The 12,490-nt window shown below is 71.7% G+C and carries 11 protein-coding genes; 9 read left to right on the top strand and 2 right to left on the bottom strand.

Annotated features, from left to right (window positions below; genetic code table 11):
• A partial coding sequence (kdoO, locus tag MFF42_RS17870) for a Kdo hydroxylase KdoO (RefSeq protein WP_238256956.1) occupies window positions 1-844 on the top strand: 844 nt, incomplete at its 5' end.
• Here the strand turns inward: kdoO and MFF42_RS17865 are convergent.
• Entirely contained in the window at window positions 834-1,928 is a 1,095-nt protein-coding gene (locus MFF42_RS17865) for an AI-2E family transporter (RefSeq protein WP_238256955.1), read from the bottom strand. The two genes, kdoO and MFF42_RS17865, sit on opposite strands and share 11 nt — an antisense overlap.
• A 309-nt stretch (window positions 1,929-2,237) precedes the next feature.
• Between MFF42_RS17865 and MFF42_RS17860 the strand changes: the two genes are divergently transcribed.
• The 7 genes from MFF42_RS17860 to MFF42_RS17830 all read left to right on the top strand — a co-directional run bounded on the left by MFF42_RS17860 (window position 2,238) and on the right by MFF42_RS17830 (window position 7,385).
• On the top strand, window positions 2,238-2,723 hold the full coding sequence (locus tag MFF42_RS17860) for a hypothetical protein (protein WP_238256954.1): 486 nt from the start codon (window positions 2,238-2,240) through the stop codon (window positions 2,721-2,723).
• Between the two features lie 250 nt (window positions 2,724-2,973).
• Entirely contained in the window at window positions 2,974-3,270 is a 297-nt protein-coding gene (locus MFF42_RS17855; protein WP_003601886.1) for an acyl carrier protein, read from the top strand.
• A gap of 28 nt (window positions 3,271-3,298) precedes the next feature.
• Complete coding sequence (locus MFF42_RS17850) at window positions 3,299-3,763, top strand: 3-hydroxyacyl-ACP dehydratase FabZ family protein (protein ID WP_238256953.1); 465 nt, start codon at window positions 3,299-3,301, stop codon at window positions 3,761-3,763.
• Window positions 3,760-4,905, top strand: a complete 1,146-nt coding sequence (locus tag MFF42_RS17845; RefSeq protein WP_238256952.1) for a beta-ketoacyl-ACP synthase — start codon at window positions 3,760-3,762, stop codon at window positions 4,903-4,905. The genes MFF42_RS17850 and MFF42_RS17845 overlap by 4 nt, the downstream gene beginning before the upstream one ends.
• Before the next feature lie 138 nt (window positions 4,906-5,043).
• Entirely contained in the window at window positions 5,044-6,330 is a 1,287-nt protein-coding gene (locus MFF42_RS17840; RefSeq protein ID WP_238256951.1) for a beta-ketoacyl-ACP synthase, read from the top strand.
• Window positions 6,327-7,088, top strand: coding sequence for an SDR family NAD(P)-dependent oxidoreductase (locus MFF42_RS17835; protein WP_238256950.1), 762 nt, complete (start codon window positions 6,327-6,329; stop codon window positions 7,086-7,088). Before MFF42_RS17840 ends, MFF42_RS17835 begins: the two co-directional genes overlap by 4 nt.
• 12 nt (window positions 7,089-7,100) lie before the next feature.
• On the top strand, window positions 7,101-7,385 hold the full coding sequence (locus MFF42_RS17830; RefSeq protein ID WP_238256949.1) for an SH3 domain-containing protein: 285 nt from the start codon (window positions 7,101-7,103) through the stop codon (window positions 7,383-7,385).
• 19 nt (window positions 7,386-7,404) lie between these two features.
• Here MFF42_RS17830 and MFF42_RS17825 read toward each other — a convergent pair whose 3' ends face one another.
• Window positions 7,405-10,971: a PAS domain-containing protein gene (locus tag MFF42_RS17825; RefSeq protein ID WP_444980420.1), complete on the bottom strand. Its 3,567-nt coding sequence runs from the start codon at window positions 10,969-10,971 to the stop codon at window positions 7,405-7,407.
• A 400-nt stretch (window positions 10,972-11,371) separates the two neighbouring features.
• Between MFF42_RS17825 and MFF42_RS17820 the strand changes: the two genes are divergently transcribed.
• On the top strand, window positions 11,372-12,394 hold the full coding sequence (locus MFF42_RS17820) for a zinc-binding dehydrogenase (RefSeq protein WP_238256947.1): 1,023 nt from the start codon (window positions 11,372-11,374) through the stop codon (window positions 12,392-12,394).
• Window positions 12,395-12,490: the final 96 nt, after the last annotated feature.

Here is a 12,490-nt window from a genome sequence, read left to right as displayed (position 1 = left end):
CCGCTCCGAGGCGGCGCCGGGCGCGCCCGGCCTCGTCGAGGCGCTGGAGAGCGGCTCCGTCCTCGTCTTCCGCGACCTCGACTTCCCCTTCGACGCCTTCGAGCAGCGCTTCGTCGAGCGCCCCTTCGCCGACGGTAAGGCCAAGAACGTCGCGATCCGCAGCGAGAGCGCCGAATTGCGGGGCGGGGCCGGGAGCCCGGAGGAACAGGCGCGCCTGCGCGACCTGCTGGTGCGCTACCGCCGCTTCGCGGAAAGTCTGATCGAGACCTATCTCCCCGCCTATCGCGGAAAGGTCTCGCTCGCCGGCACCTCCTACCGGCCGTTCGACGTGGACAAGCGCAAGCTGAGCTGGCGGCGCGACGACACCCGCATGCATGTCGATGCCTTCCCCTCGAACCCGATCGGCGAGCGGCGCATCCTGCGCATCTTCCGCAACATCAACGCCGAGGGGCAGCCGCGGCTGTGGCGGGTCGGCGAGGATTTCGGATCGATGGCGGAAAAGTTCCTGCCGAAGCTGCCGGGCTATTCCGGCCTCTCGGCGAGCGTGCTGGCCGCGCTGAAGATCACCAAGGCCAAGCGCTCGGAATACGACCACCTGATGCTGCACCTCCACGACGCCCTGAAGCGCGACCTGGACTACCAGGCCAACGCGCCGCAGGCGGATGTGCGTTTCCAGCCCGGCGAGACCTGGGTGACCTTCTCCGACCTCGTGATGCACGGCGCCATGGGCGGGCGCTACATGCTGGAGCAGACCGCCTACATCGCGGTGGCCGACCAGGCCGACCCGGAGAAGAGCCCGCAGCGGATCCTGGCGCGCAAGCTCGGGCGGCCGCTCAAGCACTGAAGGGCCGCGCCGGCTCCTTCGGTCCTTCCGTCAGTTCCCGCCACAGCAGGATCAGCGCGGCCATCACCGCCGGCCCGACGAACAGACCGAGCAGCCCGAAGGTCTCGACGCCGCCGAGGATGCCGAGCAGCACCCACAGGAAGGGCAGGCGGGTGGTGCCGCCGATCAGCGCCGGGCGCACGAAGTGGTCGGCGACGAAGGTGACGACGAGGCCCGCCGCCACCACGATCACCGCGGGCACGACGGCGCCGCCGGCCAGGAGCAGCACGGCGGCGATCCCGAAGGCCAGCGGCGCACCGAAGGGGATCATCGCGGCGACCGCGGTGATCGCCCCGAACAGCACCGGATGCGGCACGGCGGCGAACGCGTAGACGATGCCGAGAAGGAAACCCTCGCCGATCCCGACGAGGACGAGCCCGTCCACGGTGCCGTGGACGGAGGCCACCATCTGCCGCGCCACCCGCTCGCCGTGGGCCCCGAACAGGCGCTGGCTCGCCCTCAGCGCCTGCGCGATCACCGTATCGCCCTCGCGGAACAGGAAGAACAGCGTCAGCAGGCAGAAGCCGAACAGCACCACCCGGTGCACCAGCCCGACCCCGAGGGTGCGGGTGAGGTCGCGGTTCGAGGCGGTGTTGAGCCGCTCGGTCAATTCATGGGCGAACCCGGCATGGGCGAGGTTGGCGTTCCACCACGTGGTGACGGCGGCGGCGCCATAGGGCAGGTGGGCGACGAAATCCGGCACCGGGATGCCGGTACGCTCGGCCTCGCGGGCATAGGCGAGGAGGTCGTGCGCCTCGCGAGCCGCCTCGACCGCCAGCACGGCGATGGGCAGCAGCAGGACCAGGGCGACGAGGCCGGTGAAGACCGCCGGCCAGAGGATGTTGTGCCGCCCCGGCGGAAAGCGGCGGCACGCGCGGGCGAAGAGCGGCCAGAGGGCGATGGCGAGCACCACCGCCCAGATCAGGGCGCGCAGGAAGCCCGACAGGAGATAGAGGCCCAGCGCCAGCAGCCCGGCGACGAGGAGGGCGCGCATCACCCTCTGGCTGCCGGCGGTCTCTCCCTCCGTCCCATCGGTGCCGCGCATACCCGCCTCGCTTCGTTCCGCCGAAAGGGCGGCGCGGGCAACCTATGGCGGCCGGCGCTGCAATCCAGAGGCCGCCCCGGCCGGCCACGCGGTTGCGTCCTCGCCTCCGTCCGGGCCGAGGGGGGCGTCCGCACGCTTGCAACGGCATTCGACCGGCTCCGCCGCCGCAACCTCGACCCCAGAACGGCTCTCAAAATCGGAACGAACTGCGAACAAAGGCTTGACCGATCGCGCGTGCGGACGCACTGTTCATGGAACGTTCCGGACCGATTCGCCGCCTCACCGCGGCGGGCAAGGCAGGAGGCTTCCATGATCGAGATCGGCTTCGACGACGACGGGCTCGACCGGCCGGCTTCCGCGGCGCAGCCTGCCCCCGACCGCGACTGGCGCATCCTCGACGACGGCCTGGAACATCGGGCGAGCGGCTACTTCATCGCCCGCGAGGAGATCGCCAGCCGCCGCGGTGACGGGCTGTGGACCTGGCCGATGCAGCTCGCCGAGAAGGCGTGGTGCGCGCCGGTGGGCTTCCACCGCGTCTTCACCGCCGCGCTCGAGCGCTACGGCGTGGCGGCGGACGTGGAACTCGCGCGCTCCTTCGCCCTCGGCTTCGGCATCCAGGATGCGGGACAGCGTCACAACGACCGCTTCGTCGCCCTCGGCGAGCTGGTGCGCCCGCGCACGGCGGAGCGCAAGCGGGTGCTCTCGGGGGAGGGCCGCCGCACCGGCCGCGAGCGTCCGCGTCAGGGTGCGGACACCCGCGCACCGGCGCTCGACCTCAGCCGCTCGGCCGGCTGAGGGAGGACGGCGACGGGAGGACGGCGACAGGGCCTGCGGCAGGGGGCGCCGAAAACCGGTGATGGTCCGGCGCGATGCCCGAGGTTGCCCGCGCTCCATCGCTTCGTGTAAGGGGTCGCGATCTTTTCAGAAGCGCCATCGGGAACCGGCGGCGAAGCGGGGCCGCAGACCGGCTCGGGCGCCATGGGGGCGTGCCGCGTGAGGGGTCGGCGACGCCGGACTTGAAGAATCGAGAAAGCGGCCAGCCCTAATGTCGAACGAGACCGCCACCTTCGACCGCGTCGCGGACATCATCGCCGAGACGGCGGACATCCCGCGCGACAAGATCACCCCCGAGAGCCACGCCATCGACGATCTCGGCATCGACTCCCTCGCCTTCCTCGACATCGCCTTCGCGGTCGACAAGGCGTTCGGGATCAAGCTGCCGCTGGAGCGCTGGACCCAGGAAGTCAACGAGGGCAAGGTCCCGGCCGAGCAGTACTTCGTGCTGAAGAACCTCTGTGCGCGCATCGACGCGCTGGTCGCCGAGAAGGCCGCCAAGGCCTGATCCGTCGGGCTCCAGGGATTCACGCGCGATGCGGCTCGAATATTTCGAGATGATCGATTCCGTGGTGCGGCTCGACCGCGCCGCCGGCCGCATCGAGGCGCGGGCGCTCGTCCCCGAGGCGAGCCCGGTCTTCGAGGGGCATTTCCCCGGCCACCCGCTGGTGCCGGGCGTACTCCTCACCGAGACCATGGCGCAGGCCTCCGGCTACCTCGTCCTCGCCCATCTCGACTTCGCGCAGATGCCGTTCCTCATGGCCGTGGACAAGGCGCGCTTCCGCTCCTTCGTCGGCCCCGGCGCCGCCCTCGACATCACGGCGAGCCTGGAGCACGACGGCTCGGGCTACGCGGTGACGAAGGCCGCGATCCGCCACGAGGGCAAGGCGCTCTGCGACGCGGAACTCCGGTTCCGCACCATGCCGTTCCCCGCCACCATGGAATCGTTGATCCGCGAACGCGCCCGGAAGATCGGCCTGCTCGAGGGAGACCAGCCGTGAGCCGTCCGCAGGCCCGCGACGTCGTCGTCACCGGGATCGGCCTCGTCTCCTGCGCGGGCGAGGGGATCGAGGCGCATCTGACGGCCTTCGCCTCGGACGCGCCGCCGCGCACGGATGCCGAGACCTTCGCGCCCTATCCGGTGCATCCGGTGGCGCCGCTCGCCCTCGACACGCAGATCCCGAAGAAGTCGGATCAGCGCCAGATGGAGCTCTGGCAGCGGCTCGGCGTCTACGCCGCCGGCCTCGCCCTCGACTCGGCCGGCGTGAAGGACGACGCGGGCTTCAAGTCGGCGCTTCCGCTCGTGGTCGCGGCGGGCGGCGGCGAGCGCGACTACGCCGTCGACGGCGCGATCCTCACCGGCCTGCGCGGGACGAACGAACCCGGCGCCTTCCTCAACGAACGGCTGCTGAACGACCTGCGGCCGACGCTGTTCCTGGCGCAGCTCTCGAACCTGCTCGCCGGCAACATCAGCATCGTCCACGGCGTCACCGGCGCCTCGCGCACCTTCATGGGCGAGGAGTCGAGCGGCGTCGATGCCCTGCGCATCGGCCATGCCCGGATCGCCTCGGGTCAGGTCGACACGATGATGGTGGGCGGCTCGTACAACGCCGAGCGGCCGGACGTGATGGTCATCCACGAGATGGGCGGCTTCCTTCTCAAGAGCGCCTACCGGCCGGTGTTCGAGCGCGGCGGCGAGGGCGATGGCGGCTTCATCCTCGGCAGCGCCGCCGCCTTCCTCGTGCTGGAGGCGGCGGAGCACGCCGCGTCCCGCGGCGCCCGCGCCTTCGCCCGGCTGATGCCGGTGGCCAACGACCGGGTGGCCCGCGCGCCGGGCAGCGTCGCCGCGAGCCTGACCCGGCTGATCGGCGAGGCCGGGATCGAGCGGCCGGACGTGGTCCTCTCGGGCGCCACCGGCCTGTCCGACCTCGCCGCGGAAGAGGTCGCGGGCATCCACGCGGCGCTGCCGGGGGCGGGCATCCGCGCCACGGGCGACGTGATCGGCCACCCGATCGAAGTCGCGGCCCCGTTCGGAGCGGCTCTGGCGGCCGCGCTCTGCGCGGTGGGCTCGGCTCGGGAAGTGGCGGTCACCTCCGTCGGCCACCGCCGCGGCGAGGGCGTGATCCGCGTGGTGAAGGTCTAGAGCATCGTCCCGAAAGGTGGTTGCCGGCTTTCGGACAAAGATGATGCGAAACGAAGAGCTCGAGCATCGTCCTCCGGACGGTGGCCGCCGCGGCCGTTCGGATGCGTCCGGGCGACGAAAGAATGGTCTGAGGCCCCGATGGCAGAACCGCGCTCCTCATCCACCCACGACGCCCAGGGACGCCCGCTCGTCGCGGTGACGGGGCTCGGCATCGTCACCTCGCTCGGCCGCGGCGTCGCCGAGAACTGGGACGCGCTCACCGCCGGGCGCTCGGGCATCCGGGCCATCAGCCGCTTCCCCACCGAGGGACTGCGCACCCGCATCGCCGGCACCGTCGATTTCCTCGACACCGACCCGCTGGTGGCGCCGCTCCTGTCCGAGCGCTTCGCCATGGTCGCGGCCGAGGAGGCGGTGACGCAGTCCGGCATCGGCGCCGGCTTTCCCGGCGGCCTGTTCGTGGCGGTGCCGCCGGTCGAGATGGAATGGCCGCAGCGCCAGGCGCTGGCGGAGGCCGCGGCCGAGCCGGGGGAGGTGACCTATGCCGGCCTGCAGCGCGCCGCAGCGACCCGCCGCTTCGACGCGTGGCACGACCTGTTCATCTTCGGCACGGTGGCCGACCGGCTCGCCGACCGCTTCGGCACGCGCGGTTCGCCGATCTCGCTCTCGACCGCCTGCTCGTCCGGCGCCACCGCGATCCAGCTCGGCGTCGAGGCGATCCGCCGGGGCGAGATGGACGCCGCCCTGTGCATCGGCACCGACGGCTCGGTGAACCCGGAATCGCTGATCCGCTTCTCGCTGCTCTCGGCGCTCTCGACGCAGAACGACCCGCCGGAGGGCGCCTCGAAGCCGTTCTCGAAGAACCGCGACGGCTTCGTCATGGGCGAGGGCGCCGCCGCCCTGGTGCTGGAGAGCGCGGAATCCGCCAGGGCGCGCGGGGCAAAAATCCTCGGCTACGTGCTCGGCTGCGGCGAGAAGGGCGACGGCTTCCACCGCACCCGCTCCAGCCCGGACGGGGCGCCGGTGATCGCGGCGATGCGCGCGGCGCTCGACGATGCCGGCATCGGGCCGGATCGGATCGATCACGTCAACGCCCACGGCACCTCGACGCCGGAGAACGACAAGATGGAGGCGCTCGGCTGCTCGGCGGTGTTCGGCGAGCGGGTCGGACAGCTGCCGATCTCGTCCAACAAGTCGATGATCGGCCACACCCTGACGGCCGCCGGGGCGATCGAGGCGGTGGTCTCGCTGCTGACGATCCGCGAGGGCCGCATCCCGCCGACCATCAACTACGCGGTCCCCGATCCGGCGCTGCTCCTCGACGTGGTGGGAACCGCCCGCGACGCCCGCGTCGCGCGGGTCCTGTCGAATTCCTTCGGCTTCGGCGGGCAGAACACCTGCCTCGTCCTGGGAGACGAGCCGGCATGAGCGCGGAAAAGCGATCCGTCCTCGTCGTCGGCGGCGCCTCCGGGCTCGGCGCGGCGACCGTCCGCGCCCTGGCCTCGGCCGGCCACGCCGTGACCTTCACCTACCGCTCCTCGCCGGAGCGTGCGGCGGCGCTCGCCGACGAGCTGGTGCGGGCGCACGGGGACGGCAGCGCCGCCGCCCGCGCCCTCGACCTGTCGGACCGCGACGCCGTGGAGGCGTTCTGCGACTGGGCCGAGACGCAAGGCTTCTACGGCTACGTCCACAATGCCGGCCAGTCGGCCGACGCGCTCGCGGCCATGCTCGACCGCGAGCGGTCCGAGGCGGCGATGCAGGTGAACTTCTGGTCGATGACCCGGATCGCCAAGGCGCTGGTGCGCGGGATGATCCGGGCGCGCGCCGGCCGCATCGTCGCCATCGGCTCGGTGGCCGCGCTGCAGGCCAATGCCGGCAACGCCGCCTACGCGGCGACCAAGGGGGCCCTGATCGCCTATTGCCGGACGCTGGCGATCGAGTCGGCCAAGCGCGGGGTGACCGTCAACGTCATCGCCCCCGGCTTCATCGACACCGAGATGCTGGCGGCCTATGCCGGCCACCGCGAGGGCATCGAGCGCCAGATCCCGCTCGGGCGCTTCGCCCGGCCGGACGAGGTCGCGGCGCTGGCCGCCTTCCTGATCGGGGAGGGCGGCGCCTACATCACCGGGGCGGTGGTGCCGGTCGATGGCGGGCTGACCGCGATGATGGGCATCCATCGGACCTGACGCGCGCCCGCGATGACCCGCCTCCTGCCCGCCCTGACCCTCGCCCTCATCCTCGCGGGCGATCTGTCCGTCCGGGCGGCCGAGACCTTTCGGGTCGAGGGGCTGCCGCGGGACGACAGCCTGACGATCCGCGAGGCGCCGGATGCGGGTGCGCCGGCCCTCGGGCAGATCCCGGCCGGCCGCCGGGTGCTCGGCTTCGGCTGCACCAACGAGACGCCGAGCGGCCTGACATGGTGCCGGGTCCGGTTCGACCGCACCCTCGGCTGGGCGCGCCGCCGCTACCTGACGCCGGATTGAGCGCCGGCCGGGTGCCGCGTCAGCGCCCGGCCAGCAAGGTCTCGGCCAGGAAGTGGACGACGCGCCGCAGCTCGACCGGCTTCTGAAGCCGCTCCACATCCGCGAAGTCCGGCGGGATCACGCCCTCGTCGTAGCCCGTGATGAACACGAACGGCACGCCGCGCTCCCGTAGCAGGGCCGCCAGGGTGAAGGACGGCCCCGAGCCCAGGTTGATATCCACCAGCGCCGCCTCCGGTGCGCCGTCCTCGAGCGCGTCGCGGGCCGCCTCCTCGGTCGGGCAGGGACCGATCACCTCCGCTCCCGCGCTCAGCAGGGCGCGGGCGGTGTCGGTGGCGAGGTAGTAGTCGTCCTCCACCACGAGGACGCGGTGGCCGCTCAGGTCTGGTTCGCCGGTCATGTCGAGCGCTCCTCCGGACACGGTCGCGCGCTGCGGGGCATCCGTTTCCAGGATGCTCGCTCCGTCGCGCAGGGGAAATTCGAGCCGGCACCGGGCGCCGTCCGGACCGATCTCCAGACGGCCGCGCCCGCTCAGCTCGTAGGGCAGGCGGCCCTCGACCAGTTCGCGGCCGAAGCCGCCGCGAACGGGCGCGGCGTGCGCCCTTCGGCCCTCGTCCCGAGCCGCTCCCGGGCCGCCGGCCTCCACCCAGTCGAATCCCAGCCAGCGCTCGTCCTGCTTCTCGAACAGCGCCCAGCGCACCCGCACGCGGCCCTCCGGCACCGAGAGGGCGCCGTATTTCAAGGCGTTGGTCGCCAGTTCGTGCACCGCGAGCGTCAGGATCTCCGCCGCCTTGGGCGACAGCTCGACCTCGGGTCCGGAAAGGTCGTACTGGTCCTCGCGCAGGGCCTGGGCGCTGACCTCGTCGTGGACGATGGTGGCCACCGGCACGCCCGCGTTGGCGGAGCGGGTCAGCAGCGCCTGGACGCGGGCGAGCGTCAGGAGCCGGCCGCCGACGAGGGAGGCGTAGTCGGCCACGCTCTCCGCCCGCTCGCCGGTGCGGGCGACGATCGAGCGGGTCACCGCCATGATGTTGCGCACCCGGTGCTGCAGTTCGGCCAGCAGCACCGCCTGGTGCCCGGTCAGCAGCTTGGCCTCGGTGGTGTCGGACGAGAGGCCGCCGATGCGCCGCACCCGGCCCTGCTCGTCGCGCAGGGGGAAGAGCGTGCTGCGGATCCAGCGGAAGGCGCCGTCGCTCGGGCGCATGATGCGGAACTCGTTCAGCAGCGGCTCGCCGCTCGCCGCCCGCTGCAGGTTCCGCAGGGCGCGCTCGCGATCCTCCGGCAGCATGTGCCCGGCCCATCGCTGGACGTCGCGCCCGAGCACGTTCGGTTCGACGCCGTAGACCGTCCGCAGCGCCGGGCTGACGAACTCCATCTCGAGCGTCTCCGCGTCGCGGATCCAGAGCACGTCGGAGGACGCCTCGGCGAATTGCCGGAAGCGCTCGTCGCTCTCGCGCAGGCGCAGCTCGGCGCGCTTGGCGCGCAGGGCGTGCCAGATCGCCGGCGCCAGCGCCTCCGCCGCCTCGAGATCCTCCGGCCGGTAACCGCCCTCGCGGTTGCCGAGCCCGATCAGGCCCCGCGTCTTGTCGCCCTGCTTCAGCGGCACGCCGAGGAAGGCGGTCAGCGGCACGTGGTCGGCGGGGGTGCCGACGCGGTCGGGATGGGAGGCCGGGTCGTTGACGATGAAGCCTTCCCCGTCCCGCAGCACCCGCCCGTAGATGCCGTGGACCGCGAGCCCGAGCGCCATCTTGCCCAAGGGGAGGCTGCTGCTCCCCGTGGGCGTGCGGGCGGCATAGTGGGCCCGGCTCCGGTCGCTGAAGAACAGGCCGTCGAGGAGACCGGTCGCCTCGTCGATCTCGCCCATGAAGCCGATGGCGCTGCCGGTCAGCTCCTCGGCCACGTCGAGGGAGATGCGGGCGAGTTCCTCCTCGGAGGACGCGCCCAGGGTCTCGCTGAAGACGAGGTTGATCGCCTGCAGGACGGCGTTGTTGCGTCGGACGCGCTCCTCGGCCTGCCGACGCTCGGTGATGTCGATGGCGACGCCGACGAAGCGGTCCTCGCCGAGCGGCTGTCCGGAACTGCTGAGCCAGCGATACTGGCCGTCGAAGCGGCGAGCGCGGGCCTCGTGCGTGAAGGGCCGGCGCTGGGCGTAAGCCTCCTCGAAGGCGGCGATGTGGGCCGCCGCGTCGTCCGGGTGCAGAAACCGCTCCCAGCCCCGCCCGGAGACGGCATCGAACGTGACACCGAAGAAGTCGAGATAGTGGTTGTTGACGAAGATCGTGCCGCCCGCGTCCACGTCCCAGGTCAGGACCGGCGCGGCGTCGGCCAGGGTGCGCAGCCGCATGTCGGCGTCGCGCGCCGTCCGCTCGGCCCGGGCCCGCTCGATCGCCGCCCAGATGCGCTCGCCGGTCTCCCGCGCGAGGGCGATCTCTGCCTCGGTCCACTCACGGGGCGTCACCATGGAGACCGAGAGGGCGCCGACCAGTTCGCCCCGCTTGAGCAGCGGGATGCCGATCCACGCGACGAGGAGGCCCGTGGCCACGGCGGCCCGGTAACGTTCGGGAACGAGAGGCGACGTGGTGACGTCGGCGAAGGCGATCGGCTGACCCTGCTTGTAGAGGGGGATGCCCCACTCGATGAGGGACACGGGATAGGTGCCGACGAGCGAGGGCCGATCGCCGCTCACGTAATCCTGCCGGATGATCGCGAAGCCCTGCGCCTCGTAGAGCTCGATGTAGTAGGCGTAGTCCGCCTTCAGGTGCTCGCCGAGCAACCGGCAGGCCTCGCCCTGGATCGCGGCCGGATCGGCGAGGGGACGCAGGGCATCGCTCAGCCGGAGCAGGAAGGCCTGCTGCTCCTCACGCTCGCGCAGGGCCAGTTCGGCGAGCTTGTAGTCGTGGATATCCTCGCTCGTTCCGTACCAGCGGACGATGCGTCCCTCGCCGTCGCGGCGCGGCGTGGCCCGCGAACGCAGCCAGCGATAAGTGCCGTCGCGCATGAGCACGCGGTGCTGCATGTCGGCGGGCTCGCCGGTGCGGACGCATGTGCTCCAGTGCTCGGCCATGCGGCCGGCATCGTCCGGGTGCTGCGCCGCCATCCAGCTCTGCCCCACGCCGGACAGGCCGGTCCATTGGTGGAACCGCAGCGGGCAGAAGTCGATGGTCCCGTCGGCCGAAGCGGTCCAGGAGATCTGGGGATTGGACTCGACCGTGTGGCGCAGGTGCTCCTCGCTCTCGCGCAGGACCCGCTCGGCCAGCACCCGATCGGTGGTCTCGAACGCGCCCATGTAGAAGCCGGCGACGCGGCCGGCCTCGTCCCGCAGGGGCGTCCAGCTCGCGGTGTACCAGCCGAAGGGCCGTTCCGGGCGGGAGACGATGTCCCAGTAGCGATCGGTCGTGTGGCGTGCCTGTCCTCCGAGGAGCAGGTCGGCGATCTGACGGCCTTCCGGCGCGGGCCAGCAATCGACGAAGGAGCGTCCCAGCGGCGGCGGCTCGATCGCTCGCAAGACTTCGTCGTACTGGTCGTTATACATCACATTGAGATCCGCCCCCCAGGCGATGACGCCAAGATGGGGCGCGCCGAGCATCATCTCGACGACGGTCTTCAAGCTCTGCGGCCAGCCTTCGATCGGCCCAAGCGATGTGCGCGCCCAATCGAAAGCGCGAATACGCTCAGCCATTCCTCCACCGCGGGGCCAGTCGCTCGTCTCTCTGCGCATCTCTCCGTGTAGAGACACGCTTTGCCCCGAAAAGTCACTCACGCGGATTTGCGGATCTGTGACGGAATTGGAAAAGACCGATCTCGGGGCGCCGTGGGGTTTATGACCCGCTTGACCCGGATCGTCCCCCTGCCGGCGGCGGCGCGGCCGGAGCCCTCCACGCCGCCGCCGTTTCGCGATAGGGAGACCCCGGCCACACCCGGCCGGCCTCCCCCAGGGATCCCGGTCGGGAGCGGCCGGCCCATCCCGACGGCAGACGAGATCTCTTCAGATGCAAGCCCTCCAGCTCTTCGGCGACCGCGACCTGCGCCTCACCGAGGTCGAGCCGCCGCCCGCGCCCGGGCCGGGCGAGGTGCAGGTGCGGGTGCGCGCCGTCGGGCTCAACTTCATCGACGTGTGGGGCTTTCGCGGCATGGCGTTTGCCAAGCGCAAGCTGCCGCTCACCGTCGGCGCGGAGGCCGCGGGCGAGATCGCGGCGGTCGGCGAGGGCGTCGAGGGGCTGTCGGTGGGCGATGCCGTGGTGCCCTACGGTGCCCTGACCTGCGGCCGGTGCCGCGCCTGCCGCGAGGGCCGCGACAACCTGTGCGAGGACGTGTCCGGCGTGATGGGTTTCCATCTCGACGGCTTTTCCCGCGAGCGGGTGAACCTCCCGGCCCGCCTCGTCGTGAAGGTGCCGGCGGGCGTCGATCCCGTCCAGGCGGCCTGCGCCGGCATCGCCTTCGGCACCGTGCAGCACATGCTGTTCGACAACGCGCGGCTGGAGCCCGGCGAGTCGATCCTCGTCCATGCCGGCGGCTCGGGGATCGGCACGGCGGCGATCAAGATGGCCAAGGCGATCGGCTGCACCGTCTACACGACGGTGGGCGACGACGCGAAGGGCGAGAAGGCGCGGGCGCTCGGTGCCGACCACGTCATCAACTACCGCGAGGAGCGCTTCGAGGGCGAGGTGCGCCGCCTGACCAAGCGCAAGGGCGTGGACGTGGTGTTCGAGCATGTCGGACCCGAGACCTGGAACGGGTCGCTGCTCTGCCTGAAGCGCGGCGGACGGCTCGTCACCTGCGGCTCGACCTCGGGCGTCTCGGTGCAGATGAACCTGATGCAGCTGTTCCAGCAGCAGTACCGCATCACCGGCTCGTTCGGCTGCCGCATCGCCAACATCCGCGAGAGCCTCGACAAGATGGCCGCGGGCCTCACCCCCGTCATCGACACGGTGCTGCCGCTGGCCGACTTCGCCAAGGGCCTGGAGCGGCTGGAATCGCGAAAGGTGTTCGGGAAGATCCTCGTGACGCTCTGACGCTCAGGCGAAGAGCCGGGTCGCGAGGCCGGGAAGGTCGCGGACGCTGTCCGCCACGTGGCCCGCGGCGCGGGCGCTCGCGGGCCACGTGGCGGA

Source organism: Methylorubrum podarium, from assembly GCF_022179745.1.
GTDB classification, from domain to species: domain Bacteria; phylum Pseudomonadota; class Alphaproteobacteria; order Rhizobiales; family Beijerinckiaceae; genus Methylobacterium; species Methylobacterium podarium.
Note: the sequence above shows the minus strand (reverse complement) of the source record. Positions and strands in the feature narration are given on the sequence as shown.

What these genes read in the sequence shown, in the direction of transcription:
- MFF42_RS17850 (WP_238256953.1), top strand. Translation starts at nt 3,299, where the DNA reads ATGCGGCTCGAATATTTCGAGATGATCGATTCCGTGGTGCGGCTCGAC.
- MFF42_RS17820 (WP_238256947.1), top strand. Translation starts at nt 11,372, where the DNA reads ATGCAAGCCCTCCAGCTCTTCGGCGACCGCGACCTGCGCCTCACCGAG.
- MFF42_RS17835 (WP_238256950.1), top strand. Translation starts at nt 6,327, where the DNA reads ATGAGCGCGGAAAAGCGATCCGTCCTCGTCGTCGGCGGCGCCTCCGGG.
- MFF42_RS17855 (WP_003601886.1), top strand. Translation starts at nt 2,974, where the DNA reads ATGTCGAACGAGACCGCCACCTTCGACCGCGTCGCGGACATCATCGCC.
- MFF42_RS17830 (WP_238256949.1), top strand. Translation starts at nt 7,101, where the DNA reads ATGACCCGCCTCCTGCCCGCCCTGACCCTCGCCCTCATCCTCGCGGGC.
- MFF42_RS17865 (WP_238256955.1), bottom strand. Translation starts at nt 1,928, where the DNA reads ATGCGCGGCACCGATGGGACGGAGGGAGAGACCGCCGGCAGCCAGAGG.
- MFF42_RS17860 (WP_238256954.1), top strand. Translation starts at nt 2,238, where the DNA reads ATGATCGAGATCGGCTTCGACGACGACGGGCTCGACCGGCCGGCTTCC.
- MFF42_RS17840 (WP_238256951.1), top strand. Translation starts at nt 5,044, where the DNA reads ATGGCAGAACCGCGCTCCTCATCCACCCACGACGCCCAGGGACGCCCG.
- MFF42_RS17825 (WP_444980420.1), bottom strand. Translation starts at nt 10,971, where the DNA reads ATGATGCTCGGCGCGCCCCATCTTGGCGTCATCGCCTGGGGGGCGGAT.